Source organism: Mucilaginibacter endophyticus, from assembly GCF_003351025.1.
Lineage (GTDB): Bacteria > Bacteroidota > Bacteroidia > Sphingobacteriales > Sphingobacteriaceae > Mucilaginibacter > Mucilaginibacter endophyticus.
Genome location: NZ_QPCG01000003.1, coordinates 481,070 through 506,385, shown reverse-complemented (window position 1 = coordinate 506,385; position 25,316 = coordinate 481,070). Strand labels below are relative to the sequence as shown.

Sequence of the window (25,316 nt, the reverse complement as noted above, 5' to 3'; positions counted from 1 at the left end):
AAGCACGTTACTATTACATACCATATAATAAAATTTTGCAACCTAACTCCTACAAATGAAGCTTTTTACATTTCGAGGCCTTGCTTTTATTACCCCTTTTTTAATACCTCTTGCTGCTTCGGCGCAAACAAATCCTAACGGGAGTAATATTAATGCAATCCCTACCGAAGTACCTTTTTTAAATATTTCGCCCGATTCGCGTTCGGGAGCAATGGGTGATGCGGGTGTGGCGCTGTCTCCGGATGTTAATGCCAATTTCTGGAACCCTTCCAAGCTTGCGTTTTTGGAAAGTAATGACGCGTTATCGGTTTCATACAGCCCCTGGTTAAGGCATTTGGTGCCTGATATCAGCTTGTCATATTTAAGCTATGCCCATAAAATTGATGAGCGCAATACTTTGGGCGCTTCGCTTAGGTATTTTAATTATGGTTCCATTCAGCTTACCGATGATAATACCAATGATCAGGGTACTTACACACCTAATGAGTATTCGTTAGATGTTTCATTTGCCCGTAAGTTTGGTGATAATTTCTCGTTGGGCTTAACCGCGCGGTACATTCACTCTAATATTTCAAGTATCTCGTTTGCTACCGGTTCAAGTCAGGCGGCAAAAGCCGGTAACGCCTTTGCTGCTGATGTTTCGTTATATTATACGGCACCTTACGGCGATGGTAATCTTTTTGCCTTTGGAACGCACATATCAAATATTGGTACCAAAATCAGTTACAGCGATGTAGGTAATAAATATTTTTTACCGGCCAACCTTAAGTTGGGTGTGGCTAATACCTGGCAGTTAGATGATGTTAACGAGTTTACAGCAACTTTTGATATCAACAAGCTGTTAGTTCCTACCCCGCCTCTGCGCGATCAGAATGGTAATATCATCAAAGGCAAGGATGATAATGTATCAGTTCCTGCCGGTCTTTTTCAATCATTTGGTGATGCGCCGGGTGGTTTCAGTGAAGAGCTGAAAGAGATCAGTTTTTCGCCCGGTGTAGAGTATTGGTATAATAAACAGTTTGCGCTGAGGGCGGGCTATTTTTACGAAAACCCTAACAAAGGCGACAGGCATTATCTTACCATGGGCTTAGGGTTTAAGTATAGTGTTTTTGATTTCGACTTTTCATACCTGGCGGCCAGCCAGCAAAATAGTGCCCTGGCCAATACTCTGCGCTTCACTTTGTCGGCAAGTTTTGGTGGCACAACAAATGCTTCAAGAAGATAATGGGTAAAATTAAGGTAGGGTTTGGGTTTGATGTACATCAGTTAAAAGAAAATCACCCGTTTGTTTTAGGCGGAGTAAAGCTTGAGCATTATGCGGGTGCTTACGGCCACTCGGATGCCGATGTATTGTTACACGCTATTTGCGATGCCCTGCTTGGGGCGGCAAACCTGCGCGATATCGGTTTTCATTTTTCAAATAAAGACGATCGTTGGAAAGGTATCAGCAGCTTGATCCTTTTACAACATGTGGTTGCCCTGATCAAAGAGAAAAGTTTTGTTATTGGCAATATCGATGCTATGGTTTGCCTCGAAGCGCCAAAGATTAATCCGCATATCCCCGCAATGAAAACTTACATAGCAGAAGCCGCAGGTATCAGCGAAGAAGACATCTCTATTAAAGCTACTACCAATGAGCAAATGGGCTTTATAGGAAGGGAGGAAGGCGTTGTGGCTTATGCTGTTTGTTTGATTGAGCGGGAGTAGCCTGTAGTTACAAACTACAGCCATATAAATCCGAAGTCGGAGACTTCGGATAGCGAATAAAAGTATAGAAAAAAGACAAGAATTGCTGTTCGAAGTCTCTGACTTCGAACCATTATGCATGTAGTTTGTAACTACATACATGAAATAAAAACCTAACACTTATTGCGATATGTTTAAAAAAGGCTATGTAATTCGTGATCAGCAAGCGATTTATTACATGACTTTTACTGTGGTAGGTTGGATAGATGTTTTCTCCAGGCAGCGATATCGCGATATCGTAATTGAATCATTAAAGTATTGCCAGGAACATAAGGGATTGCATTTACATGCTTATGTAATTATGTCAAACCATATGCATCTTATTGTTTCTGTTGATGATGGGTTTACTATTAGCGCATTTGTAAGGGACTGTAAGAAGTTTACCGCCAAACGTATTTTAGAGGATATCGAATCAGATAATACCGAAAGCCGTAAAGAGTGGATGTTACATCAGTTTAAGTATTATGCGTCCAGGCACAGCCGGAATGAGCACTACCAGCTCTGGGATCATGATAGTCATTTCATTGAACTTTTTTCTCCTGCTGTAATACAACAGAAGATCGACTACATTCATCAAAATCCTGTTAGGGCCGGGTTGACTTATCGCGCGGAAGATTACATGTATTCGAGCGCGTCAAACTATGCGGAAATAGATCAAATTATAGATATAGATTGTTTGTATTGAATCCTGTAGTTGCAAACTACAGGCATAGTATTCCGAAGTCAGAGACTTCGGACAGCGACATTATAGATGTAGATTGTTTGTATTAAATCCTGTAGTTGCAAACTACAGGCATAGTAGTCCGAAGTCAAAGACTTCGGACAGCGGTAAAATAGAAGTAAAAAATAAAAAAGCTATTCGAAGTCTCTGACTTCGAATTCGTATGCCTGTAGTTTGTAACTACAGGCTCAAGCAAGGCTAACTATAATGCTTATACAGCAAATATATGATCACGGCAACTACCGCCACACCGATCACAATATATATCGGCTGCGCTTTGTTACCGCCTGATCCATCTACTTTTACGTTGCCGGTACGCTTCAATACGCCCCAGCCGCTTAGCTCGCCTTTTAATGCTTTACGCAGCGATTTAAACAGTACATAGTACATCAGCTGGCGCCACATAAAGCGTTGAGGGATGATGTAAATAAGTTTTTTATAATCCTCTTTTTCCATGCGGAAAGCGATGATGCCGACAATAAAGTCAACCACAACGAACGCCACATAGTACATCAGCATCTTCTCCGGCTTTTCGCCAAATAGGGCGAATAGCATCATTAAATCTGCCAGAGGGGAGAACAGCGGCAATATGATCTGGAAAATAAGGATGTTAGGCATCCCCACCATTCCAAAAAACTTATATTTTTTGTTAAACAGCGCGTCGCGGTTTTTCCAGAAACTTTGCATTACGCCAAAACTCCAGCGGAAACGCTGTTTAAGCAGCATGTTTATGGTTTCAGGAGCTTCAGTATAAGCAACCGCCTCGGCACAGTTGCGTACTACGTAACCTTGTTTAAGGATGCGCATAGTTAAATCACAATCCTCGGCAAGGGTGTCATAAGTAAAGCCTCCTGCACGGAAAATAGCCGACTTGCGGAACGCGCCAATAGCTCCGGGCACAACAGTAATACTGTTGATGAGGTCAAATGCGCGGCGGTCCATATTTTGGGCGGTGATATACTCTATCGACTGCCAGCGTGTAATGATATTGGTTTCGTTACCAACTTTAACCGTTCCGGCTACCGCGCCTATTTCCTCGTCGGTAAAATAGGTCATGAGTTGATAAACCGCGTCAGTTTTCAATTGGGTATCGGCATCAATACAAACCACAAAATCATTTTGGGCGTGAGTAATACCAAAGTTTAACGCGGACGCTTTACCACCGTTGGGTTTAGTTAATATTTTAATAAGCGGATTGCCTTTATATGCAGCTTCCACAACCTCAAAAGTTTTATCTTTTGATCCGTCATCAACAAAAATGATCTCGAACGACGGGTAATCGGTTTTTAATAAACTTTGAATAGTAGCTACGGCATTAATTTCCTCGTTGTATGCCGGTACAATGATGCTCACGGCAGGCATATTATCAGTACTACGATCAAGCTTTTTAGATTTTTTATCTACGCTTTGCTGCCTTACAGCCAGGATACCGATAAGTACAATACGACCAATTGCCAGGAATATCGCCGAAAGGAAGATATAGATCAGCGCCCAATTGATGTAGTAATAGCCATGTACAAAAACATCATAAGCCGGACCGAAAATTCCAGTACTCGGATCATTTTTAATCGGCGGCATCAAATCATCCTTGGTTTTGCCCAATACATCGGCAATGGTAGTGAATTGATAACCGTGGGATTTAAAGTAATGGATAATCTCGGGGAGGGCCTTAACTGTTTCTTCGCGGGTATCGCCACCGGCATCATGAAGCAATATCATAGATCCGTTATCTTTTTGTCTGATGGTACGGGCAATGATACTATCGGCAGTCACACCTGGCTGCCAATCCCATGGGTCGATAGATTCGCCAATGGTGATATAGCTTTGGCGGCGGCTTTCAGCAACCGGGATAACCTCGGCAAGTGTCTGTGGCTCGGCATCGGCGTTAAATGGCGGGCGGAACAGGATAGTACTTCGTCCGGTTACCGACTCGATAAGCTTACGGGTAGAGTTAAGTTCAAGTATTACTCTTTTTAAGCTGATGGTTGAAATATCGGGGTGGAAGAAGGTGTGATTACCAATTTCATAGCCCTCTTCATATTCGCGGCGGAGCAGCTGCATATTCTTTTCGGCCATGGAGCCTACAACAAAGAATGCTGCCGGCACTTTTTCGGCCTTGAGGATATCTAAGATACGTGGGGTAAAGTCAGGATCTGGGCCGTCGTCAAAAGTTAAAACTACCTTTTTAGGCGCGTAACCATACCTGCGGATCACATACTTGGTTGGCAGTTTGATGTAATGCTGATCAAGAATGGTAAAAGTGGAAGTATCCATTTTTACGTTTATCTCGCCGGTAGTAGGTGTGGTGATAAGGTCAAGTACCTCACCATCGCCGTCATAGTCAACATTTACGCGGTTGTTCAAACCTACCGAGGTAAGTTTACGCATATCGATACCCGTTTTTTTCAACGAGTCTATCGAAAGGTTTTTCTGGAAAAATGTCCAAAGTCGCGGATCTTCTGCACCCAATCGCCATAAGGCCACACCACCGGTCGCCCAGTCGTCGGCCATGCGGATCACATTGAAGTTTGTGGCGGCGTCGGTAAAATAAACGGTATGGTCAAGGCTATCCTTGTCCATATAGGTATAGTGCAGGTTAGCCGAATTTGGATCGAATGTTATCCTGCTTTTTTGCTCATCGGCTGTACTGATGGCTTGCTGGTAGCCCATTGTTTTACCCACACTGTTTTCACGCCAGTCATAAGCACCGCCTGCAAATGTTAAAATTATTTTCTCTGACGGAACTTTTGAACAAACATCATCCAGGATCTGCTCAACCCAGTGCTGGTTTGAAAGATCACCCGCGTTTGTGGCTTCATAATGCTCGTCAATTGCCATGATGAACAGAAAATCGTTCACATGCTGAAGCCTTTTAATATCAAAGGTTTCATCCTCGGGTACTACGTTTTGCGTAACCAGGAAGCCTTTGGCATGCAGCGTGTTATAAAGCTCGTTTTGAAAAGTGATGTAGTTTTTGCTATTGCGGTCGCGCAGTTCATCAAAATCAATATTGATGCCTTTTAATTTATTTTTAGAAAGTGAGTTAACTATACTGTTAATGAAACCGCCGCGGAGCGTTTTACTATTAACAATACGGTCAATATCTTTTGTATCGTAACCGCCATGGGCGTTATCATAGTTTACATAGTTTGACAGCGATACAACAATTGGCTTGTTGTACTTTTTATTCAGGTTCATTAACCCGGTATCAAGCTTGGTAATTACCGTATCTGTTTTGGGGGCTATAAAAAAACCTTCGCTTACCACCATATCCAGGTGGCCAATGTTCACTACTAATGAGTTATAGGCCTGCGGTTCCCATGCACGGTAAAACGCGGCATTGATACGATCTTTATTGTTGGGTTGTTTAAGCTGGTGTAGTTTTTTTGCGCGTTCAAGAGCTTCTATCTCGGACTTTTGTATTTTGAATGATTTGAACTTGGTTGATTGCTTTAACTTCTCAAGCTCCTCCTTAGTCATTTTTTTAGGAGCAGGATTAAGGTTAGGAAGTTCGGGATAGTATGTTGAACGGATAGTTACAATTACGGCTATGATGCCAATAACCAACACAGCCAGTAGTACGCGGCTTAACCACTTAAAACGGTTCCACCTACCGGGATTATCAGCTTGAAAAACTTGCTTGCTTGACGACATTAAGGGAATTTACTTTTTTAAAAGTATAGGTTACTTATGAAGATTGTATGAAATGGGAATTTAGCATTATTTGGTGGTTTTTCCGGGCTCAATACCCGAAAAATCAACACCGCATTTGCAATTGCCACCACAGCTTTTTTTGGTAGTAAGTGACCTGTACATCATACGGCCTATGTAAAAAACAGCGCCTGCAAAAAGTATCGCGATAATGATGATTTGCATATTCATAAAGACAAAATTAAACATTATTTAATATATACGTACAGACAGGGTAATTAGTGTAAAGTTTAACGGGGCATAAAAGCAATTGTACCACCAACCCAGTTGTAATCTTTATTGTAACGCACGCCTATCATTTTTCCCCTGCTTAACCTTGCAAGGTTAATGGCAAGCGTTGGTTTTTCATCGCCATTTGGCCAAAGGTAAAGCAGCCTGATCTCGGCCTTTACACCTCCTTCGGGCGATTGTACAACGGGTTCGTAATTTACCTTTTGCTGTAAGATCCAGTTCTCCGGATCGGTAATGGCATCTATATCCTCCTTACTAATATCAATAATTACCCCCTGACCCGCAAATGAGAACAACGGTTTTAATACATAGTTTTCCAAATCGGCAGGGATTTGTTGTAATTGATGTAAAAACTGCGTTTGGGGGACGTAATCGCCGTTTAAAAATGGCATGGTGAACTTGCTGATACGGTAAAACCAGTTGGGATGGGTGATCCATTCAACCTCAAGCGGCTGCCTGATATCGGCTACTTTGGTAAATATATCCGGATTGCCGGCTATTTCATCAAATATCAAACGGTTATAAATACGCTTGATCTGTTTCCTTTTGTCGCCGGCCATGTAGTAAAGCTTTTTACCGTCCTGGATCAGATCGGATAATGACACAACCGGTGTACCAATGTATTTTTGTGTAAGGTAAAAATCTACCGCTGTTTTTTGTTCCGGAGCGTTAACATCCATCAGCACAACTTCATCAGGTTCATAAGGGCCTATGATTGTTTTTTTGAGCAGATTGAGATAGTTTTCCTTGTCCAATCCGCCGAAAAAGATGGTTTCATCGCCGGGGATATCATAAACCTCGCGGTAGGTATCGCCCAATAGTACCTGGAAACCATAAAGCGAAGGGAAGCCCTGTAATTCTATTAATTTGGGTACGATATTGCCTTGCTCATCTTTACAGATCCCAAAATCCAACGCGATAAAATGAGGATGATCACCTTCATTGGCTACCCGCCAGAAATCAGGGATGGCACGTTCTGTAATTTCCTTAAAATCAGGCCTGAAGAACGTATCAATAATTTCATTGCCCGCGGCAATGAGTTTGTCACGAAAATCAGCGGTTAAAAAAACAGGTGTTTCCGCGACACGGAAAGGGACAGGTTCGCGTAACCCCTCATTAAGACGATTCAGAAACTGGCTGTACTTTTCGTCGCTGAACGTTTCGTTAAATGTTTTTCTGGCTGATGGATTCATTACCTTTTCATATTGTCCATGTCATTGCGAGGAGGAACGACGAAGTAATCGCACGAAAGGATGGCCGCTTTGTATAGCCTGCTATTACCATGCTTCGCTCGCAATGACATAATGTTATAATTATACCACGCCCAACGCACTTTCCACCGCTATATCCAAAAAGTTAGGGATAAGCGTGTGCTGGGTATGTGTTATTTTATCCGGATCGTCGAGGCGTTCCAGCATCTCTTTATACTTTACCTCGCCGTGCTCGCTGATCACCTCCTGTTTTTTTTCTTCGCGAAGCAGCATGCCTTTCATTCCTCCGGCATCGGCCTCAGGATGGAATTGCGTAGCGAAGAAGTAATCGTTATACCTGATAGCCATCATGGCCCTTGGTAAATCAACATGCGGGCGCTCTTTTTCTATCGCTACCAATTGCATGCCTAATTCATTAAAGCGTTTTTCATCAGGATTGATCACCTGCCAGCTGCGCGAATCAACGGCATAAAAAGGTTCGGCCAAACCTTCAAATAAAGGTTCGTTTAAGCCGAGATCAGTTTTATTTACCGGCAGCACCCCAAATGAAGGGGAGCGACGCATGTTAATATCGCCCAGCTTATAATAACGACACATCAACTGAAACGAGTGGCACACGAAGAACACATGTTTTTTATTGCTGTTGTTGGACAGGTTATGATCTTCCAACTTGTTAACCAGGTTGAAATATTTCTTTTCCCATTCGGTGCCCTCGGTTTCCAGCGGATTACCAGGGCCACCGCTTGATATATAAATGTCAAAGTTGAGATCGGCCATTTCACATTTGCGGCGTACATCAAAAATCTGGTAAGTTAAATTCAGATCGTGTTCGGCTTTGTATCGCTTCAAAATATCCTGGAAGCCGCGCATACCCTCGTTCGCTATCCCATCATACAAATCAAGTATGGCTACTTTTATTTCCGGTTTCTCAGTCATCTATTGTATCTATCTATTATTATCCTTGATTTAGGATTCCGCATTTAGCAATTAAAAAACAATTGTCATGAGTTTTGCTCGAAGCATTATGTATTGTATGGCGTACAAGATTTCTCTTTCGCCCCGTCGCACAGTCCTGCCTTTGCTCTATCGAAATGACATTTTTAGTCAGGATGCGCTTACAAACCCTTCAATGTTTGTGATGTAATGTAGTCAACCACGTCGGCAAAGTTATTATTTTGCTGGTAAATGGCCAGTTGTCTGTCGGCGCCTGTGCCATGCTCCAGTATATTGTGCACATATTGCAGGTCATCGCGGGAGCCAAGATCATCAACCACATCATCTACAAAGTCAAGCAATTCTAATATCAATGAACGCGTATTTACCTCCGTTTCCTTACCAAAATCAATCATTTTACCGTCGATACCGTAACGGGCCGCACGCCACTTATTTTCGTTAATGAGTGCGCGCGAATAGTTGATGAACTTCATGTTTTGTGCCCTGAGTTTATACAGTTTAGCACATAATGCCTGAAATAGTGCGGTGAAAGCGATAGTTTCATCAACCAGCATGGGACAATCGCAAATGCGGAATTCGATAGTTTCAAAGAAAGGATGTACGCGGATATCCCACCAGATCTTTTTGGCGTTATCAATACAATTGGTTTTTACCAGCAGTTTAATGTAGCGGTCATACTCCTCAATGCTGCTGAAATAATCTGGAATGCCGGTACGCGGAAATTTATCAAAAACCTTGGTGCGGAACGATTTAAAGCCGGTATTTCGCCCTTCCCAAAACGGCGAATTAGTTGAAAGCGCATACACGTGCGGCAAAAAATAGCGTACCTGGTTGGCAATATGAATAGCCATGTCCCGCGACTGGATACCAACATGCACATGCAAACCAAAAATGAGGTTTGAACGGGCAGCTTCCTGCATTTCGTCTACAATTTCAAAATACCTTGGATGATCGGTAATGAGCTGGTGTTGCCAATGCGAGAAAGGGTGTGTACCTGCAGCGCCAATACGCAGGCCGATGTCGCCGGCCAGTTGGGCTACTGTGGTGCGAAGTTTACCTACTTCTTTACGGGCTTCTTCGGTATTGCGGCAAATATGTGTACCTACCTCAACCACGGCCTGATGCATTTCGGCCTTTACCTGGTCTTCGTGGATCTTTTGGGCGGCATCCACAATTCTTTGCTCATGTGATTTGAGTTCCCGCGATACGGGATCAATCACCATAAATTCTTCTTCAACGCCTAAGGTAAATTCGTTCATAATTGGTTGTGGTTAGTATTGTAAAAACGGTTGTCATTTCGACCGGAGGGAGAAATCTTATGCGATTGGCTTATTGCGCGTACAAGATTTCTCCTCGTTCCTCGTTCGAAATGACAACCTTTTTATTTATTTCTTAGCTGCCTTTTTTGGCTTAGGCGCCGCTTTGTCTTTTACGGCGACTGCTTTAGCAACAGGTTCTGTCACGACTGCTGCTTTTGTTGCAGGTTCTTTTGCTACCACGGGCCCTTTTGCCGCAGCTGTTTTTGCAGCAGGTTCTTTAGTAGTTTTGGCTTTCTTCGCCTTGCCTTCGTCTTCGATAGCAAGCTCAACTTTAGCTACCGAAACATCGGCTTTGGCCGCGGCTTTAGATGGAGCCGCTACCAAAGGTGTTTTTGCTGCCGATGTTTTTACAAACTCGCCCCAGGTAAGGTTATCCAGACCGTCTTTTTGTTTTTTTGCACGCTCTATGGCATAATTAGCTGATGTTTCAACCACCCAGTCAAAGTTTTCCTGGCCAACGCTGGTTACTTCGGCATCGGGTGCAGGGTTGCAGAAATCAATAGCATAAGGAACACCATCGCGAACAGCAAACTCAACAGTGTTAAAATCGTAGCCTAAAAATTGATTTAGTTTTATTACATAGTCTTTAACGGTATCCAGTAGTTTTTTAGCTGCTGGCGCTTTGCCATGCTCATAGCGTAAATGATGCGGGTTTCGCGGTTCATACTGCATAATGCGTACGTGTTTGCCGCCAATGCAATAGCAGCGGAAGTAATCGTCAAAAACAACTTCTTCCTGCAGCATCATGACATGCTGTTTGGTTTTATCATACTTGCTGAAAAAATCTTTTTCATTCTCAATCTTATAAACTTCTTTCCAGCCGCCGCCGTCAAATGGTTTCATATAGGCCGGGAAACCTACATAGTTGAAAATGCCATTCCAGTCAAGCGGGTAGGCCAGGTTACGGAACGATTTATTGGTGGTATCGTCCGGAAGTTCTTTTGATGGCAGGATCACGGTTTTAGGTACTGGCACTCCAATTTTTACAGCAAGGGCATTGTTGAAAAACTTCTCGTCGGCGCTCCACCAAAAAGGGTTGTTAATTACGGCGGTACCGCAAATAGCTGCATTTTTTAAGGCTGCGCGATAATAAGGAACATCCTGTGAGATCCGGTCTACAATAACAGCGTAATCAAGCGGTTCGGCCTGCATAACCTTATCAAGCCTTACAAACTCGGCACTAATGCCTTTTTCTGCTTTTTGGTTTACACGGTCAACAAATGCTTGCGGAAATGAATCCTCTTGTCCGAATAAGATGCCGATTTTTTTCATGGTAGTAGGTATTTTATGTTTGTTTTTTGGGGTTTCAGTTTGTTATATCTCGCCTCCTGTTTTCTGCTCTTTAAATTCTCTTTTCTTGTTTCTCGACTCTCGACTCTTGATTTCCTGATTCTGTATTCTCTTGCTTCCTGACTCCTGATTTCTTGCCTCTTTATTTAATCGTTGATAAATAGTGCGGGAACATTTCGCGCCAGATAGGCCAGTCATGATTGGCAAACGGGCGGATATCCAACCAATGTTTAATGTTTTTTTGTTTTAATATGTTTGAAAGCTGGATATTATACCCTTTACATATATCGTGCTCCGATGTACCGAGAATAATGTTCATTTGCCAAAGGTCATGATGGTTGTTGCCTGGCAAAAAATCAACCGGGTTGTTATAAAAAATGTTATCGTCGTAATAACCATCGGTGAACATTTTGATATTAAAAGCCCCGCCCATAGCAAATAAATGCTTTACCTTTTCGGGGTGCTTAAAAGCGAAGTTAGCTGCGTGATATCCGCCAAAGCTACAGCCGGCAACGGCTACTTTGCCAACTCCCGTTTCGTGCATGGCCCAGGGAATAAGCTCGTTCGTCAGCATCCGGTCGTACCCGGCATAGGTTTTGGCCCTGTCGGCCGGATGGATGCCTTTGTTGTACCAGCTGCGGTCGTCAATAGTATCAGGGCAGTAAATCTTAACCAGACCATTGTCAACAAACCATTTTACGCTCTCAATAAGGCCGAAATCTTTATTTTGATAGTAACGGCCTTTGGTGGTAGGGAAAACGATAACGGGGTAACCGCGGTCGCCGAATACCAGCATTTCAAGGTCGGTGTTGGTGTTGGGGGAGTGCCAGCGGTGAAATTTTTCGGTCAAAGCAGTGTAGTTTTTATAATGATTGTAAGTTAGGAGGTTTGTTTGAAAAAGGCAACAGCCTGATAATATTAATCCTTAGCCCCAAAAAGTAAAAAGTATAGCTTACTTTTGTGCCCTTTAATTTTAATTTAGATAGAGATGTACCCGGGCTGGCTTGATACTGAAATGACGATAACCGAACAAGAAATAAATATAACCTCTGCACTGCTTGAGCGGGAAGTAACTTTAACCATTCTGAAACCAGAGGACAGTGATATTGCCGAACCGCTGAACCTGCTGTTGCTCAACGATGGTCAGGAGCTTGAAAACCTGGGGGTAAAAAATACGCTCGAAACATTATATAATACTAATCGCCTTAAACCAGTTTTGGTTGTTGCAATTCATGCTGGTGATAACCGCCTTGACGAATATGGCATTGCCGGTAAGCCCGATTTTAAAGGCCGCGGTGCTAAAGCCGATGTGTATACACAATTTATAAAAGAAGAATTGCTGCCACAATTAGAGCAACTAACCGGCTTTAATGAATTTGATACAACTGCCTTCGCAGGTTTTTCGCTTGGTGGTTTATCTGCTTTCGATATTGTTTGGAACAACCCTGCACTGTTTAATAAAACAGGTGTTTTTTCGGGTTCATTTTGGTGAAGGGGAAAAGACCTATCCAAAGGCTATACTGATGCAGACAGGCTGATGCACCAGGTTATAAAGGAAACTAAAACTAAACCGGCTATCAATGCCTGGCTGCAAACCGGCACCAAAGATGAAACCAGCGACCGCAATAAAAACGGAATTATTGACGCTATTGATGATACTATCGACCTGATTAAAGAAATGGAGGCCCAAGGGTTTAAACGCCCTGAAGAAATTCAATATGTTGAAATAATAGGAGGTACCCACGATACTACTACCTGGGGTAAAGCAATGGCCAAGTTTTTGGTTTGGGCTTTTGGGAGATAAGCTGAGGCAAACCAACTTTTGATACTTTGATTACATTAATTATCAACTATAACTTGTAAACGCTTTATAATCTCATATATTAAGCGTACCTTTGCGCCAAATTTTAGGGAGCATTTTCATGCAAAAAATAAGAAATATCGCAATCATTGCGCACGTTGACCACGGTAAAACTACTTTGGTTGATAAAATTCTGCACAGCTGTGCCATTTTCAGGGACAATGAGCAAACCGGAGAGCTGATCCTCGACAACAACGACCTTGAACGTGAGCGTGGTATCACCATCGTTTCAAAAAACGTATCTGTAAGGTATAAAGATGTTAAGATCAACATTATTGATACCCCTGGTCACGCCGATTTTGGTGGCGAGGTTGAGCGTGTATTGAAAATGGCCGATGGTGTATTATTACTTTGCGACGCTTTTGAAGGCGCCATGCCTCAAACTCGTTTCGTAACTCAAAAAGCTTTGGCTTTAGGCCTTAAGCCAATTGTGGTTGTAAACAAAGTTGATAAAGAGAACTGCCGCCCCGAAGAAGTTTACGAACAAATTTTTGAATTATTCTTCAACCTTGAAGCTACCGAAGAACAACTGGACTTCCCGGTTATCTACGGTTCATCAAAACAAGGCTGGATGAGCACCGACTATAAAAAACCAACAACGGATATTTTCCCGTTAATGGATGCAATTCTTGAAAATATACCTCCTGCACCTATTGCCGAAGGTACTTTACAGATGCAGATCACTTCGTTAGATTATTCATCTTTCGTAGGTCGTATCGCTATTGGTCGTGTGGCCCGTGGTACTATCAAAGAAAACCAGCCGGTATCTTTGGTAAAACGCGATGGCACTATCCAAAAATCAAGGATCAAAGAACTTTATACATTTGAAGGTTTAGGTAAAGTTAAAGCTACCGAAGTTAGCTCTGGCGATATCTGTGCCGTAGTAGGTATTGAAGGTTTTGATATTGGCGATACCATTGCCGATTTTGAAAACCCTGAACAACTGGAAGTAATTAAAATTGATGAGCCAACAATGAACATGTTGTTCACCATCAATACTTCACCTTTCTTTGGTAAAGAAGGTAAGTTTGTTACTTCACGCCACCTGCGCGATCGTTTGTACAAAGAGATGGAAAAAAACCTGGCGCTTAAGGTTGTTGAAACCGAATCGCCTGATTCATACCTGGTTTATGGTCGTGGTATTCTTCACTTGTCGGTATTGATCGAAACTATGCGTCGTGAAGGTTACGAATTGCAGGTTGGTCAGCCACAGGTTATCGTTAAAGAAATCAACGGCGTAAAATGTGAGCCGGTTGAAACCCTGATTGTTGACGTACCGGGCGATGTTGCAGGTAAAGTAATTGAACTTGTAACTCAACGTAAAGGCGATTTGCTGATCATGGAGCCTAAAGGCGATCTGCAACACCTTGAGTTTGATATCCCGGCACGCGGTATCATCGGTTTACGTAACAACGTATTAACTGCAACAGGCGGCGAGGCTATCATGGCACACCGTTTTAAAGCATATGAACCATGGAAAGGTCAGATCCCGGGCCGTTTAAATGGTGTATTGGTATCAATGGATACCGGTAAAACTACTGCATTCGCAATTGATAAATTACAGGATCGTGGCAGGTTCCACGTTGATCCGGGAGTTGATATCTACGAAGGCCAGGTTTTAGGCGAGCACATCCGCGATAACGATTTGGTTATTAACTTAACTAAAGGTAAACAGTTGACCAACATGCGTGCATCAGGTAGTGATACCAACGTACGTATTGCTCCGGCTATCAAATTCTCTTTAGAGGAATCAATGGAGTATATCCAGGCTGATGAATACATTGAGGTTACACCGCAAAGCATCCGCTTACGTAAGATTTATCTTAACGAGAACGAACGTAAGATCAACGCTAAAAAATTTACCAGTCAATAACATTTGATAAACAAGTATATGAAGCCCTCCGGTTAACCGGAGGGCTTTTTTGTTTTGTAGATTTTTGCTGGAATTATTGAAATTCCTAACTTTAGTTTTATGGAGCACTACGATAACCGGATTGATGCCTACATCGAAAAATCGCCTGATTTTGCGAAGCCAATTTTAAACTACATAAGGGCTGTGGTACATGAGGCCTCACCTGCAATAGTTGAAACCATGAAATGGAGCATGCCTTTTTTTGATTACAAAGGCGTGGTTTGTAATATGGCCGCCTTTAAGCAGCATTGCTCATTTGGGTTTTGGAAAGCATCGTTATTGTACGATCCGGAGAAAGTACTGAGCCTGGCCGATCAGGCTGCCGGCAGTTTCGGCCGTTTAACCAGTATCGATGACCTGCCTCCCAAAGAAGTGCTTATCGAATTCATCCATCAGGCCATAATGCTAAATGAAGATAATAAGGTAAGACCAGCCTCTGTTAAAAAAACACCCGCCCAACGCGACGAATTGGTGGTGCCGGATTACTTTGCGAAGTTTTTAGAGGCCCATCCGCAAGCCTGGCTTAATCTCAACCAGTTTAGCTACTCACAGAAAAAAGAATACATAGAGTGGATAACCGAAGCCAAGACAGAAGCTACCCGCCTTAAACGGATGGAAACAGCCGCTGAGTGGCTTGCCGAAGGTAAATCAAGGCATTGGAAGTATAAGTAAGAGCTGTAAGCTTATTTCACTTTATCCAATCTTGTCGGTTTTTCATGAAGCGGACTGTAAAGTATATACATCTTGCCGGCTTCTGTATGAAAGAAAACCTCATCCCTTTCGTTTTCGTACATGAAGAATGAATCTTTAGCAAATGGTACAAAGGCGATAGGCGGTTGTCCGTTATTTACAAAACACAGTTTGTTGTCAGCTATGTATAGCTTGAATTTGCTCTTAGTAGTATCTCCGGCTATAATGTAGGTGCCGGTATATTGCTGCAGATCTTTTACCGGTATAGTAATCTCTTTATGTTTTTTACAGTAGGCAAAGGCTATGGCGTTTTGCATCACCTGGGCAAGCGCCGCGCCATGCCCGGCATTGGGGGTGATTGCAGTGGCTATATCCAAACTTTTGCAATGCTGATTTATCATGTAGGTTTTAAAGTCTTCAATGTTTTTGGCTGTGGTATGCTCAAAGGAGCCTACGCCTAAAAATACCCTGCTGTTAAGATCATGGTTGTTAGCAAAATATTTTTTGGCTGAAGGGATCAGCTCGTTGCCTCCATTACCCGGCGCCCCAATAAAGATCATGTTAAACAGGCTGGGATGTTCAAACAGAACCATGGTAGTAAACATGCCGCCATAAGAATAGCCGTACAAGGCTTTATTGTCGGTTGTACGGTATTTACTTTGTATAAACGGCATTACCTCCCGCTCAATAAACGAAATGAATTTTGGTCCGCCGGTTGCGGGGTTCAGGTCCCGGCTACGTTGGTTAGGGCGGTTGCCATAGCCAATGCCTACAATGAGCGCTTCGGTGGTTTCATAGTCCTGCCTGAGCATGTTAAAGCAGTTCATGGCAACGGTCATATTCCAGTCGCCATCAGTCATGTATAATACCGGGTATTTAGTTTTGGTAGTATCATAGCCCGGTGGTAAAAGTACATAGATGGTATAATCCTCGCCAATAACCGTTGAATGATAATCCCATTGCACCAAGCCTTTATCAGAAAAAGGGGTAGGGGCATCACTTTTAACCTGCGCGGTTACAGTGTTTTTGGCAAACAAAAGCAAAAGTAGAATTATGCTGAGTTTTAGGTTTTGTTTTAACATGGTAGTTTCGGTTATGTAATTAAGATAGCCTTAATTTACAAAAGGTTACAGCGCTGGTAAAATAAAAAGGAGTGCCAATTATAACTTACAGAATACCGTAGGAAGATATCCTTCATCTATCTTTTGTCATTTACCCATTTGTAGCCTACCTTTATGTTATAAATATAAAGTATTATGAATACGGAAAAAGCCATTTTAGCAGGCGGTTGCTTTTGGGGGGTAGAAGAATTGATCAGGCATTATCCTGGTGTTATTTCTACTGTAGTGGGATACACTGGTGGTGATGTGCCCAACGCGACTTATCGAAATCATGGAACACATGCCGAAGGCATTGCAGTTGAATTTGATCCCGATAAATTGCCTTATCGTAAGCTCCTGGAATATTTCTTTCAGATCCATGATCCTACTACCCGGAACAGGCAGGGAAATGATATTGGCACTTCTTATCGTTCGGCTATTTTTTACTTGAATGAAAGCCAGCGGGAAGTGGCAAACGCGCTGATAGCCGAAATGGAGGTTTCTGGCATTTGGCCGGGCAAAATTGTTACGGAAGTAGTACCGGCAACTGATTTTTGGAACGCCGAAGCGGAGCACCAGGATTATCTTCAAAAAAATCCATATGGCTATACCTGTCACTTTGAAAGGCCTGATTGGAAATTGAGTTGATTATAAATAAGAAGCTGAATAAATTCTGATACTAATACTGGTCGAAGTTTAGCGATAGCGTAACTTCGATCTAAAACTAATGAAGCATCCTGCTTCCGAAGTAGGATACTTCATTAGATACATAGCCAAAGCAATTCGGTTAAGCTGAAAGCTTAAAACATTTTGGGACGAAGTTAGGCTATCGCTAAACTTCGACCAGGGAATGTGATATTTTTATTCCCCCTTTAGGGGGGTAGGGGGCTAAAAATCCAGCGGCCCTAATCTTCTCATATTTTTCATGATGAGATATTGCCTGTGCCTTAAATATTTGGTAGGGTTAGTAGCCGACCATTTTAACGGGCTTGGGAAAATTACAGCTATGGCGGCGGCTTCCTGGCGGGTTAAGTCCGACGCTGATTTATGGAAATAGGCCTGCGAGGCTGCTTCAACACCATAAATACCGTCGCCCATTTCTATTTCATTGAGGTAAACCTCCATAATGCGTTTTTTGCTCCAGAAGGTTTCGATCAATACGGTAAAATAGGCTTCGATACCTTTACGAAGTATGGAGCGGCCTTCCCAAAGGAACACGTTTTTGGCTACCTGTTGTGATATGGTACTACCGCCAATCAGTTTTTTACTGTGCGAGTTTTTTTCAATGGCTTTTTCAATCGCATTAAAGTCAAATCCGTGATGTTCCAGGAAAGTTTGATCTTCGGCGGCAACGGCGGCCCGCTTCATATTGTCGGAGATATCGTCAAAGTCCTTCCATTTTTTATCAATCTTCCATTCCTTACCGGCAGATTTACGCTGAAAGCCGCGTTCTATCATGAGCCAGGTAAAAGGCGGGTTAACAAAACGGTAAAATATCACACCTAATAAACTCAGACCGAAAAAGAGGAGGAAAGCCAGTTTAAAGATCCTGAAGATAAGTTTAGGTATACCGTAATATTTAGAATCCGATTTTGAATTTCGTGCGTTCGACTTCGATTTCTGGTTGTTTTTGCTGAAGAACTTTAACACTGCTATAATATTTCCTTATAAAAAGAGAGGGTACTTTGGTTTGGCAAAGCACCCTCTAAAATTCTAAATTCTTTCCAGAAATCCGAAATAAATATTCTTGATTTCAGATTTCGAATTTGAGATTTCGGATTCGCTCTTGTTTGATTTTAATCATAAAAAAAGGTGTTTTGAATTAACAAAACACCTTTTTTAACTTTTTCAAAATCCGAAATCGAAACTCCGAATTCCGAAATATAATTATTCCGCTACTACTTCAAACGGAACCTGAACTTTAACTTCTTTGTGCAGGTTGATGTTGGCTACGTATTCACCAACAAATTTTGGCTCCTGATCAAAAGTGATACGACGACGGTCAACGTCAAAACCTTCTTTTTTCAATGCATCAGCAATTTGGATAGTGTTGATAGCACCGAAGATTTTGCCAGTTTCGCCGGCTTTAGCACCAATGTTAAGTTTAACACCTTCTAAACGGGCTGCAATAGCGTCAGCATCCTTACGGATTTTTTCTTGCTTAAATTGAGCTTGTTTAAGGTTTTCAGCTAAAACTTTACGTGCACTTTCAGTAGCTAATATGGCGTAACCTTTAGGTAAAAGGTAGTTACGGCCATAACCTGGTTTCACATTTACGATATCGTCTTTATCACCCAGGTTTTTTACATCTTGTTTTAAAATAACTTCCATTTCTTAAATCTCCTATTATTTTAATGAATCTGTAACGTAAGGTAATAAACCGATGTGACGGGCGCGTTTAACAGCCTGAGCCACTTTACGCTGAAATTTTAATGAAGTACCGGTTAAACGACGTGGTAATACTTTACCCTGATCGTTAATGAACTTTAATAAAAAGTTTGCGTCTTTGTAATCGATATACTTGATACCGTTCTTTTTGAAACGGCAGTATTTTTTACGGTTATCCTCCACTTTTGGAGCGGTAACGTATTTAATTTGTTCGTTAGCCATTAGTTTGCTGCCTCCTCTGCTTTAGCTGCTGGTTTTTTGTTAAAAGCACCGCTGCGTTTTTTGTCATTGTAAGCAATGGCATGTTTGTCCAAAGCAATGGTCAGGAAACGCAATACACGCTCATCGCGCCTTAACTCTACCTCCAATTTGTTAATTAATTCACCCGGAGCCTTAAATTCAGTTAAGTGATAGTACCCTGTAGTTTTCTTTTGGATAGGGTACGCTAATTTTCTCAAACCCCAATTATCCTCCTGGACAATTTCGGCTCCGCCATCAGTAAGGATCTTGCTGTATTTGGCATTTGCCTCTTTAGCAATCTCTTCTGAAAGCAACGGGGTTAGAACGATCACGATTTCGTACTGTTGCATTATACTTGATTTTTAATTATTTACCCGCTATTAACGGGGCTGCAAATGTACAAATAGTTTTCTGATTTTCAAATGAATGTTGATATTGGTTAATAACTATTTACGCGGTTTTTTAAAACTTATAACATAATGTGTCGTTCTAACCTAAAAAACTTATAGCTATGCAGTTGTTAACAGACTTAACCGGTGTAGAAAATTTACAAACGCTTTCTTTTGATGAAATTCTGATGTACGGCGGAGGTGATGAGCCTCTTGAAGGTGATTGGGATGACCAGGAAGATGAAGATTTTGACGATATACTTGATGATAAGGAGGACTTGCATGAAATACAGGTTGATGATGATATGGGCGAGCCCGACCCGGAAGATGATGATCATTTGCCCGATGATGATTTTTAAATAGATTCTTATATAAAAGCTAAGCTTCGCTGTTGATTGCGGAGCGTGTAAGCTTTAATAGCATTTAGTTTTATCCCTTATTAGTTGCCTTGTAAAGGCAATCAGGATGGTTATTTCCTTTGCTGTCCTTTATTTGCTGAAAAATTATAATAAAAAGCTTAGCCCGGATTTCATTCGGGTTGAGTTTTTATTTCTTCAGGATTTAAATTTTTTCAATCTGATTTTCATTGAATTAAACAAATAGTTAAATTTAATCATTGGTTAAATTTAAATTATTGAATTAAACTGGGTATATTGTGATAGTTGTGTGCTTTTATTGTTGTTAATAATATGTTTTTAATAATTAAATAACATTGTTATTGATAAAAGTTCATTTTTCGTTATTTGAAACTAATCGTTTGCCGAAACTATCTATCTATGAAAAAACTATTTGTTTTATTGCCACTACTTTCGTTCGTTTTTTTTGCAAAGGCACAAGATCAGAATGTGCATATCAGTTTGGAAGCCCAGGGTATTGCCACCACCAATAACGTGGTGCCGTTTTGGTTGAGGGCAAATCAATTTGGAAGCGTTCCGCTATCGGGAGGTTCCGGTAGTTTAATTGGAAAAATCCGGAAAGATTATGATACAACAAAAACGTTTGGCTGGGGATTTTCATTTGAAGGCCGGGGCAATGCAGGAAAAGACAGTCGCTTTTCGCTCATTGAAGGATCAATTAAAGCCCATGCGGGTATTTTTGAGTTAAAAGCGGGCCGCTCTAAGGATATTATAGGGCTTGCCGATTCAACGCTTTCTTCCGGTTCGTTTTCCGTATCAGGTAATGCCCTGGGTATTCCTAAGGTTAGTTTAAGTATCCCTGAGTATTACAGTATTCCAGTTTTGGGAAAGCTGTTTGCGGTTAAGGCGTCATTGGCGAACGGATATTTGGGAGATGTTAAGGTCAGGACCGGCGAAAGGCCAAAAGATTTTAAAGGTTATTATCTTGAAAACACGCTCTACGTTAAAATAGGCAAGCCATCCTGGCGATTTAAAGTTCAGGGAGGTTACAATCATGAAGCTTTGTGGGGGGACGAAAAACGAGTATTTAATAAATTTGGATTATCATCTGCAGAAACATATTGGTATGTGCTTACGGGTAAATTGTACCAGGGGAGTAAAGTTGGCAACCATTTAGGTTCGTTAGATTTTGGAGCAGAATATAGGTTTGATGATTTTACGGTATCGCTGTATCGCCAAAACTTTTATGACATAGGCGCTTTAAGGTCGCTTGCCAATGCTAGTGATGGGTTAAACGGAATTAGTATAGTTAATAATCAGCCAAACTCAGGTGACTTTTACTGGAAGAAATTTGTATTTGAATACCTGTATACTGCAAATCAGGCGGGCATGGTAAGTTCAAAAAAAACCAAATCGGGTGCCGAAAATTATTATAATAACTATGAGTATGAAGAAGGCTGGTCTTACAATGAAATGGCGTTAGGTACGCCGTTTATAACTACCGTGAATGATGTGCGGGCAAATCAAATAGGTAGCAATAATAAACAGTTTTTTGTGAATAACAGAGTGTTAGCCTTACATACCGGTGTGCAATTTTACGCGTTTAACTGGTTTTATACAGGAAAATTTTCTTACTCGGAAAACATGGGCACCTATGATAATGGTACAGAGCCTTACCGCTCGGTTGGAGGAAAGGTAAGGAACCCTTCCAATTACGGAGCGTTCACGAAAGTGAACCAGTATTCGGTTTTTCTTGAAGGGATCAGGCCGTTAAAAAACGGCTATACTGTTGGTTATGATCTGGCTTATGATCATGGAGGGCTGCTTTATAATTCATTTGGCGTTATCCTGAAAGTGTCAAAATCATTTATGTAATTAAAGCCGGGATCGATATTTATTTGAGATGGTTAGGTTGCCAATGTGTAAAAAATTAGCAAATGCGCTCTTTCACCCAATCTAATTTCTCACTACCTTAGCACTTGTGGATAATTTCATTGTTTCGGCCCGTAAGTATCGCCCGGCTACTTTTGAAACCGTTGTTGGTCAGCAACATATAACCAACACGCTCAAAAATGCTATAAAAAATAACCAGCTGGCACAGGCATTTTTGTTCTGTGGTCCGCGTGGTGTGGGTAAAACTACCTGTGCGCGAATCCTGGCAAAAACCATTAACTGCACCAATTTGCAGCCCAATGGCGAAGCCTGCGGCGAGTGCCCGTCATGTAAGGCCTTTGAAAACGGAAACTCCTTCAACGTACATGAGCTTGACGCCGCATCAAATAACTCTGTTGATGATATCCGGAGCCTGATAGAACAAGTACGGATCCCGTCACAGGCCGCGCGTTACAAGGTTTATATTATTGATGAGGTGCACATGCTATCGCAGGCCGCTTTTAACGCGTTCCTGAAAACGCTGGAAGAGCCGCCTCATTATGCTATATTCATATTAGCCACTACCGAAAAACACAAGATTCTGCCAACTATTCTTTCCCGCTGCCAGATCTTTGATTTTAACCGCATCAGGGTTGAGGATATGGCTAATCACCTGGCATCAATTGCCGGGAAAGAGAATATCAGCTACGAACCTGATGGTTTGCATATCATAGCCCAGAAAGCCGATGGTGGTTTACGCGACGCGCTGTCGATGTTTGACCAGATCGTTAGCTTTTCGGGTGGTAAGGTAACTTACCGTTCGGTTATTGATAACCTGAACATACTTGATTACGATTACTACTTTAATATAACCGAAAGCCTGCTTAGGGAGGATACTGCCAAAGTATTGCTCTTTTTCGATGAGATCCTTTCACGGGGTTTTGATGGGGCTCATTTTATAGCAGGTTTGTCCGAGCATTTCAGGAACCTGCTGGTTGGGAAAGATCAATCCACGTTAAAGCTGCTTGAAGTAAGTGATGGCATCAAAACAAAATACCTGCAGCAATCGCAACAGTCATCGGTTTCGTTTTTACTTTCGGCCATGAATATTGCCAATCAGTGCGATATCAGTTACAAGCTAAGTAAAAATCAGCGGTTGCAGGTTGAACTGGCGTTGCTCAAGATGTGCCACCTGCCATCGGTATTTAACCTGGCAACCACACCACTCACAGTAACGCCCGCAGCCGACGGGGGATTAAAAAAAAAACCTGATACCTCAGCAGTAGCACCGGTTAACAATGCCCCGGCAAGCCCAGCCGTATCAATTGCAAGCGAGGCCGCCCCGGTATACAATACTCCTGTAAAGGAAACAGCAACACCGGTTGTACAAGCCAAAGATGCCCCCCCAGCCGAGAAGCCTAAGATTATAATGCCCTTGCGCAGCACACTCACACCTTCATTAACAGGCGAGGTGAAAACGCAGGAGCAACTACTTGAAGAGGAAGATCCTTATTTAAAGGGTGATGACAATGAGGATTTTACCATGGATGCTTTCTTGCAGTGCTGGAGTGATTTTGCCGCGTTTGCCAAAAAAGAAGGCAAAAAAAACCTGGTAACCATTTTTACATCAAACGCGCCACGTATGCTAAAACCATATGTTTTTGAGGTAATAGTAGGCAACATGGTGCAGGAAACCACGTTTAGGGATGAAAAACCTCTTATGCTGAATTATCTGCGCAGCACACTTAAAAATTTCACTATTGATGTAAATGCCCGTGTTGACGAGCTAAAGGTGGTACGTAAACCTTACACGGCTCCAGAAAAATTTCAGCATATGGCAACCCGCAATCCGCAGTTATTGGAGTTAAAGAGTAGGTTTAATCTTGATTTTGATTAAGGATGGTTTGGATACTGAGTTGCAGGTTTTATTAAACCAACAACTCAGTATCAATAAAAATATTCCTGGAATTTATTATCTGTCGTTTTTTGGATAGCCTTCTTCATCAAGGTCGTCACGGTCATCTTCAGGAGTATGAGATAGGGCAGCATCAACAGGATCAACTTCTACACTTTCGCCGTGATCAATATGCATTCCTAATTCATCTACATCAGTTTCAAGCGATCTGTCTTCGTCAAATTCGCCATCAACATCATAGGGGTTTGCCTCATCATAAGTGGAGTTAAAATCCTCACCATTTTTTGCCGTGGTATGATACGGATCGGGATGGTCATAATCCGGGTCATTACTTTTAACATCGTATTCGTAGCTGTTATCGTCCGGATTGTAGTTCAGGTTTTCCTCATCAATGGTTTCACCCAGCTCATCTTTTAGTGTTTCGTCGCGATCAGGCAGCTCGTCGTTAAAACCTGCGTCGTCAATTTGATCGTTGTTCATAGGTTTGTGTTTTTATAGTATAAATATACACAGTAAAAACCCTGCCAAAAAAACAAACTGATTAAAAAAAAAGATTTTTACGTAAGGCTTAATAATGGATCTGTTTGCGGTACGAAGTAACACCGCCAATAGCAAATTTAAAGCCTATAGTAAACTGTGAATAAGCATCATTATGAGCGCCGGCAACATATCCATCAAGGTTATCGCCCATAATAAAGTTGTATTGATAGCCAAGGTCAATTTTAACAGAAGGCTGGTTGTAGCTGTTAAAGAATTTAAACTCGTAACCTAATCTAACAGGTATAAATATTTCGTTTGTTTTGGGTTCATAGGGCAAAACTTGCCCTTGTTCCAATAAAAGAACATCGTCTGTTCTGGATACAACATTATTATTAATGTATCCCAAACCTGATGACAGGTAAAGGTTTTTAAAGGCATTGGCTATAGCACTTTGAGAGTAATCAATTAATTCGCCGGCCTGAACCTGTACCCTGAATGAGTAGGCACTAAAATGATTTTCAAACTGCCTTTGTGTTGACGTGTTTGGGGAGCCGCCTTTTAATCTGCCTACCTCTACATTAAATACATAATTAATGTACGGGCTTTGATTGTAAGTAAAATTAAGATTTATAGATGGCGTTGTTTTTAGGGTTTGCACATCGGCCGAGCTGGCCTGGTTAATACCTGCGGCAAAGCCAACATCATATTGTGCGTAGTCAAACCCTATTTGGGCTTTGGCTAAAAATGAAACGGAACACAACAGGATTATAAAGGAGGTTTTTAGTATCAGTTTTATCATAATAAACTTTAACTCCGGCTAAAAGGAGTTTGTTTTATGGTAAGCATTTTGTTTTAGTAAAAATAGCACCAAAGTTTATAAAAACAACAATACCCGTGTTAATAATTGTCATAATAACGAAATGTGTGATT

The 25,316-nt window shown here is 41.7% G+C and carries 25 protein-coding genes; 11 read left to right on the top strand and 14 right to left on the bottom strand.

The window, feature by feature from the left end; all coding sequences use genetic code 11:
- Window positions 1-55: 55 nt before the first annotated feature.
- From porV to DUL71_RS15325, 3 genes are all read left to right on the top strand, one after another.
- On the top strand, window positions 56-1,225 hold the full coding sequence (porV, locus tag DUL71_RS15335) for a type IX secretion system outer membrane channel protein PorV (protein WP_114938929.1): 1,170 nt from the start codon (window positions 56-58) through the stop codon (window positions 1,223-1,225).
- Window positions 1,225-1,707 (top strand): 2-C-methyl-D-erythritol 2,4-cyclodiphosphate synthase, encoded by a 483-nt coding sequence (gene ispF / locus DUL71_RS15330; protein ID WP_114938928.1) that lies wholly within the window; start codon window positions 1,225-1,227, stop codon window positions 1,705-1,707. Before porV ends, ispF begins: the two co-directional genes overlap by 1 nt.
- A gap of 169 nt (window positions 1,708-1,876) precedes the next feature.
- Window positions 1,877-2,431, top strand: coding sequence for an REP-associated tyrosine transposase (locus DUL71_RS15325; protein ID WP_114938927.1), 555 nt, complete (start codon window positions 1,877-1,879; stop codon window positions 2,429-2,431).
- Window positions 2,432-2,665: 234 nt separating this feature from the next.
- Here DUL71_RS15325 and DUL71_RS15320 read toward each other — a convergent pair whose 3' ends face one another.
- From DUL71_RS15320 to DUL71_RS15290, 7 genes are all read right to left on the bottom strand, one after another.
- Window positions 2,666-6,121 carry a trifunctional glycoside hydrolase family 18/polysaccharide deacetylase/glycosyltransferase family 2 protein gene (locus DUL71_RS15320; protein WP_114938926.1) on the bottom strand — a complete coding sequence of 1,152 codons (3,456 nt, stop codon included), beginning with the start codon at window positions 6,119-6,121 and terminating at the stop codon, window positions 2,666-2,668.
- A 66-nt stretch (window positions 6,122-6,187) separates the two neighbouring features.
- Window positions 6,188-6,349, bottom strand: a complete 162-nt coding sequence (locus DUL71_RS15315) for a FeoB-associated Cys-rich membrane protein (RefSeq protein ID WP_114938925.1) — start codon at window positions 6,347-6,349, stop codon at window positions 6,188-6,190.
- A gap of 59 nt (window positions 6,350-6,408) precedes the next feature.
- A complete protein-coding gene (locus DUL71_RS15310; protein WP_114938924.1) occupies window positions 6,409-7,602 on the bottom strand; it encodes a hypothetical protein in 1,194 nt (397 codons plus the stop codon).
- A 120-nt stretch (window positions 7,603-7,722) separates the two neighbouring features.
- Window positions 7,723-8,556: a type 1 glutamine amidotransferase gene (locus DUL71_RS15305; RefSeq protein ID WP_114938923.1), complete on the bottom strand. Its 834-nt coding sequence runs from the start codon at window positions 8,554-8,556 to the stop codon at window positions 7,723-7,725.
- A 179-nt stretch (window positions 8,557-8,735) separates the two neighbouring features.
- On the bottom strand, window positions 8,736-9,833 hold the full coding sequence (locus DUL71_RS15300; protein WP_112575965.1) for a carboxylate-amine ligase: 1,098 nt from the start codon (window positions 9,831-9,833) through the stop codon (window positions 8,736-8,738).
- Window positions 9,834-9,959: 126 nt separating this feature from the next.
- Window positions 9,960-11,165: an ATP-grasp domain-containing protein gene (locus DUL71_RS15295; protein ID WP_114938922.1), complete on the bottom strand. Its 1,206-nt coding sequence runs from the start codon at window positions 11,163-11,165 to the stop codon at window positions 9,960-9,962.
- A gap of 160 nt (window positions 11,166-11,325) precedes the next feature.
- Window positions 11,326-12,033 (bottom strand): esterase family protein, encoded by a 708-nt coding sequence (locus DUL71_RS15290; protein ID WP_114938921.1) that lies wholly within the window; start codon window positions 12,031-12,033, stop codon window positions 11,326-11,328.
- A 138-nt stretch (window positions 12,034-12,171) separates the two neighbouring features.
- On the opposite strand from DUL71_RS15290, the gene DUL71_RS32540 reads away from it, so the two are divergent.
- The 4 genes from DUL71_RS32540 to DUL71_RS15275 all read left to right on the top strand — a co-directional run bounded on the left by DUL71_RS32540 (window position 12,172) and on the right by DUL71_RS15275 (window position 15,628).
- Complete coding sequence (locus DUL71_RS32540) at window positions 12,172-12,675, top strand: alpha/beta hydrolase (RefSeq protein WP_244228769.1); 504 nt, start codon at window positions 12,172-12,174, stop codon at window positions 12,673-12,675.
- Between the two features lie 45 nt (window positions 12,676-12,720).
- A complete protein-coding gene (locus DUL71_RS32535) occupies window positions 12,721-12,987 on the top strand; it encodes an alpha/beta hydrolase (RefSeq protein ID WP_244228768.1) in 267 nt (88 codons plus the stop codon).
- Between the two features lie 118 nt (window positions 12,988-13,105).
- On the top strand, window positions 13,106-14,917 hold the full coding sequence (gene typA, locus DUL71_RS15280; RefSeq protein ID WP_114938920.1) for a translational GTPase TypA: 1,812 nt from the start codon (window positions 13,106-13,108) through the stop codon (window positions 14,915-14,917).
- Between the two features lie 99 nt (window positions 14,918-15,016).
- A complete protein-coding gene (locus DUL71_RS15275) occupies window positions 15,017-15,628 on the top strand; it encodes a YdeI/OmpD-associated family protein (RefSeq protein ID WP_114938919.1) in 612 nt (203 codons plus the stop codon).
- Window positions 15,629-15,639: 11 nt separating this feature from the next.
- Here DUL71_RS15275 and DUL71_RS15270 read toward each other — a convergent pair whose 3' ends face one another.
- The gene (locus DUL71_RS15270; RefSeq protein WP_114938918.1) at window positions 15,640-16,728 is read right to left on the bottom strand and encodes an alpha/beta hydrolase; all 1,089 of its coding nucleotides are present in this window, start codon (window positions 16,726-16,728) and stop codon (window positions 15,640-15,642) included.
- A gap of 174 nt (window positions 16,729-16,902) precedes the next feature.
- Between DUL71_RS15270 and msrA the strand changes: the two genes are divergently transcribed.
- The gene (gene msrA / locus DUL71_RS15265) at window positions 16,903-17,394 is read left to right on the top strand and encodes a peptide-methionine (S)-S-oxide reductase MsrA (protein ID WP_114938917.1); all 492 of its coding nucleotides are present in this window, start codon (window positions 16,903-16,905) and stop codon (window positions 17,392-17,394) included.
- A 240-nt stretch (window positions 17,395-17,634) separates the two neighbouring features.
- Here the strand turns inward: msrA and mtgA are convergent, their stop codons facing one another.
- From mtgA to rpsF, 4 genes are all read right to left on the bottom strand, one after another.
- Entirely contained in the window at window positions 17,635-18,303 is a 669-nt protein-coding gene (gene mtgA, locus DUL71_RS15260; RefSeq protein WP_425270978.1) for a monofunctional biosynthetic peptidoglycan transglycosylase, read from the bottom strand.
- A gap of 330 nt (window positions 18,304-18,633) precedes the next feature.
- Window positions 18,634-19,077, bottom strand: a complete 444-nt coding sequence (gene rplI, locus DUL71_RS15255; protein ID WP_091218124.1) for a 50S ribosomal protein L9 — start codon at window positions 19,075-19,077, stop codon at window positions 18,634-18,636.
- 15 nt (window positions 19,078-19,092) lie between these two features.
- Window positions 19,093-19,356, bottom strand: coding sequence for a 30S ribosomal protein S18 (rpsR, locus tag DUL71_RS15250; RefSeq protein ID WP_022833472.1), 264 nt, complete (start codon window positions 19,354-19,356; stop codon window positions 19,093-19,095).
- On the bottom strand, window positions 19,356-19,724 hold the full coding sequence (gene rpsF, locus DUL71_RS15245; RefSeq protein WP_114938915.1) for a 30S ribosomal protein S6: 369 nt from the start codon (window positions 19,722-19,724) through the stop codon (window positions 19,356-19,358). Before rpsF ends, rpsR begins: the two co-directional genes overlap by 1 nt.
- A 161-nt stretch (window positions 19,725-19,885) precedes the next feature.
- Between rpsF and DUL71_RS15240 the strand changes: the two genes are divergently transcribed.
- The 3 genes from DUL71_RS15240 to DUL71_RS15230 all read left to right on the top strand — a co-directional run bounded on the left by DUL71_RS15240 (window position 19,886) and on the right by DUL71_RS15230 (window position 23,888).
- The gene (locus DUL71_RS15240) at window positions 19,886-20,122 is read left to right on the top strand and encodes a hypothetical protein (protein ID WP_114938914.1); all 237 of its coding nucleotides are present in this window, start codon (window positions 19,886-19,888) and stop codon (window positions 20,120-20,122) included.
- A 417-nt stretch (window positions 20,123-20,539) separates the two neighbouring features.
- Entirely contained in the window at window positions 20,540-21,994 is a 1,455-nt protein-coding gene (locus DUL71_RS15235; RefSeq protein ID WP_114938913.1) for a capsule assembly Wzi family protein, read from the top strand.
- Between the two features lie 106 nt (window positions 21,995-22,100).
- Window positions 22,101-23,888 carry a DNA polymerase III subunit gamma/tau gene (locus DUL71_RS15230; RefSeq protein WP_114938912.1) on the top strand — a complete coding sequence of 596 codons (1,788 nt, stop codon included), beginning with the start codon at window positions 22,101-22,103 and terminating at the stop codon, window positions 23,886-23,888.
- A gap of 75 nt (window positions 23,889-23,963) precedes the next feature.
- Here DUL71_RS15230 and DUL71_RS15225 read toward each other — a convergent pair whose 3' ends face one another.
- Window positions 23,964-24,386, bottom strand: coding sequence for a hypothetical protein (locus tag DUL71_RS15225; protein ID WP_114938911.1), 423 nt, complete (start codon window positions 24,384-24,386; stop codon window positions 23,964-23,966).
- Window positions 24,387-24,474: 88 nt separating this feature from the next.
- On the bottom strand, window positions 24,475-25,185 hold the full coding sequence (locus tag DUL71_RS15220) for a hypothetical protein (protein WP_114938910.1): 711 nt from the start codon (window positions 25,183-25,185) through the stop codon (window positions 24,475-24,477).
- Between the last annotated feature and the right edge of the window lie 131 nt (window positions 25,186-25,316).

Bases quoted from the DNA above. Each gene is read 5' to 3' on its own strand.
- porV (WP_114938929.1), top strand. From the start codon at position 56: ATGAAGCTTTTTACATTTCGAGGCCTTGCTTTTATTACCCCTTTTTTA.
- ispF (WP_114938928.1), top strand. From the start codon at position 1,225: ATGGGTAAAATTAAGGTAGGGTTTGGGTTTGATGTACATCAGTTAAAA.
- DUL71_RS15325 (WP_114938927.1), top strand. From the start codon at position 1,877: ATGTTTAAAAAAGGCTATGTAATTCGTGATCAGCAAGCGATTTATTAC.
- DUL71_RS15320 (WP_114938926.1), bottom strand. From the start codon at position 6,121: ATGTCGTCAAGCAAGCAAGTTTTTCAAGCTGATAATCCCGGTAGGTGG.
- DUL71_RS15315 (WP_114938925.1), bottom strand. From the start codon at position 6,349: ATGAATATGCAAATCATCATTATCGCGATACTTTTTGCAGGCGCTGTT.
- DUL71_RS15310 (WP_114938924.1), bottom strand. From the start codon at position 7,602: ATGAATCCATCAGCCAGAAAAACATTTAACGAAACGTTCAGCGACGAA.
- DUL71_RS15305 (WP_114938923.1), bottom strand. From the start codon at position 8,556: ATGACTGAGAAACCGGAAATAAAAGTAGCCATACTTGATTTGTATGAT.
- DUL71_RS15300 (WP_112575965.1), bottom strand. From the start codon at position 9,833: ATGAACGAATTTACCTTAGGCGTTGAAGAAGAATTTATGGTGATTGAT.
- DUL71_RS15295 (WP_114938922.1), bottom strand. From the start codon at position 11,165: ATGAAAAAAATCGGCATCTTATTCGGACAAGAGGATTCATTTCCGCAA.
- DUL71_RS32540 (WP_244228769.1), top strand. From the start codon at position 12,172: ATGTACCCGGGCTGGCTTGATACTGAAATGACGATAACCGAACAAGAA.
- DUL71_RS32535 (WP_244228768.1), top strand. From the start codon at position 12,721: ATGCACCAGGTTATAAAGGAAACTAAAACTAAACCGGCTATCAATGCC.
- typA (WP_114938920.1), top strand. From the start codon at position 13,106: ATGCAAAAAATAAGAAATATCGCAATCATTGCGCACGTTGACCACGGT.
- DUL71_RS15275 (WP_114938919.1), top strand. From the start codon at position 15,017: ATGGAGCACTACGATAACCGGATTGATGCCTACATCGAAAAATCGCCT.
- DUL71_RS15270 (WP_114938918.1), bottom strand. From the start codon at position 16,728: ATGTTAAAACAAAACCTAAAACTCAGCATAATTCTACTTTTGCTTTTG.
- msrA (WP_114938917.1), top strand. From the start codon at position 16,903: ATGAATACGGAAAAAGCCATTTTAGCAGGCGGTTGCTTTTGGGGGGTA.
- rplI (WP_091218124.1), bottom strand. From the start codon at position 19,077: ATGGAAGTTATTTTAAAACAAGATGTAAAAAACCTGGGTGATAAAGAC.
- rpsR (WP_022833472.1), bottom strand. From the start codon at position 19,356: ATGGCTAACGAACAAATTAAATACGTTACCGCTCCAAAAGTGGAGGAT.
- rpsF (WP_114938915.1), bottom strand. From the start codon at position 19,724: ATGCAACAGTACGAAATCGTGATCGTTCTAACCCCGTTGCTTTCAGAA.
- DUL71_RS15240 (WP_114938914.1), top strand. From the start codon at position 19,886: ATGCAGTTGTTAACAGACTTAACCGGTGTAGAAAATTTACAAACGCTT.
- DUL71_RS15235 (WP_114938913.1), top strand. From the start codon at position 20,540: ATGAAAAAACTATTTGTTTTATTGCCACTACTTTCGTTCGTTTTTTTT.
- DUL71_RS15225 (WP_114938911.1), bottom strand. From the start codon at position 24,386: ATGAACAACGATCAAATTGACGACGCAGGTTTTAACGACGAGCTGCCT.
- DUL71_RS15220 (WP_114938910.1), bottom strand. From the start codon at position 25,185: ATGATAAAACTGATACTAAAAACCTCCTTTATAATCCTGTTGTGTTCC.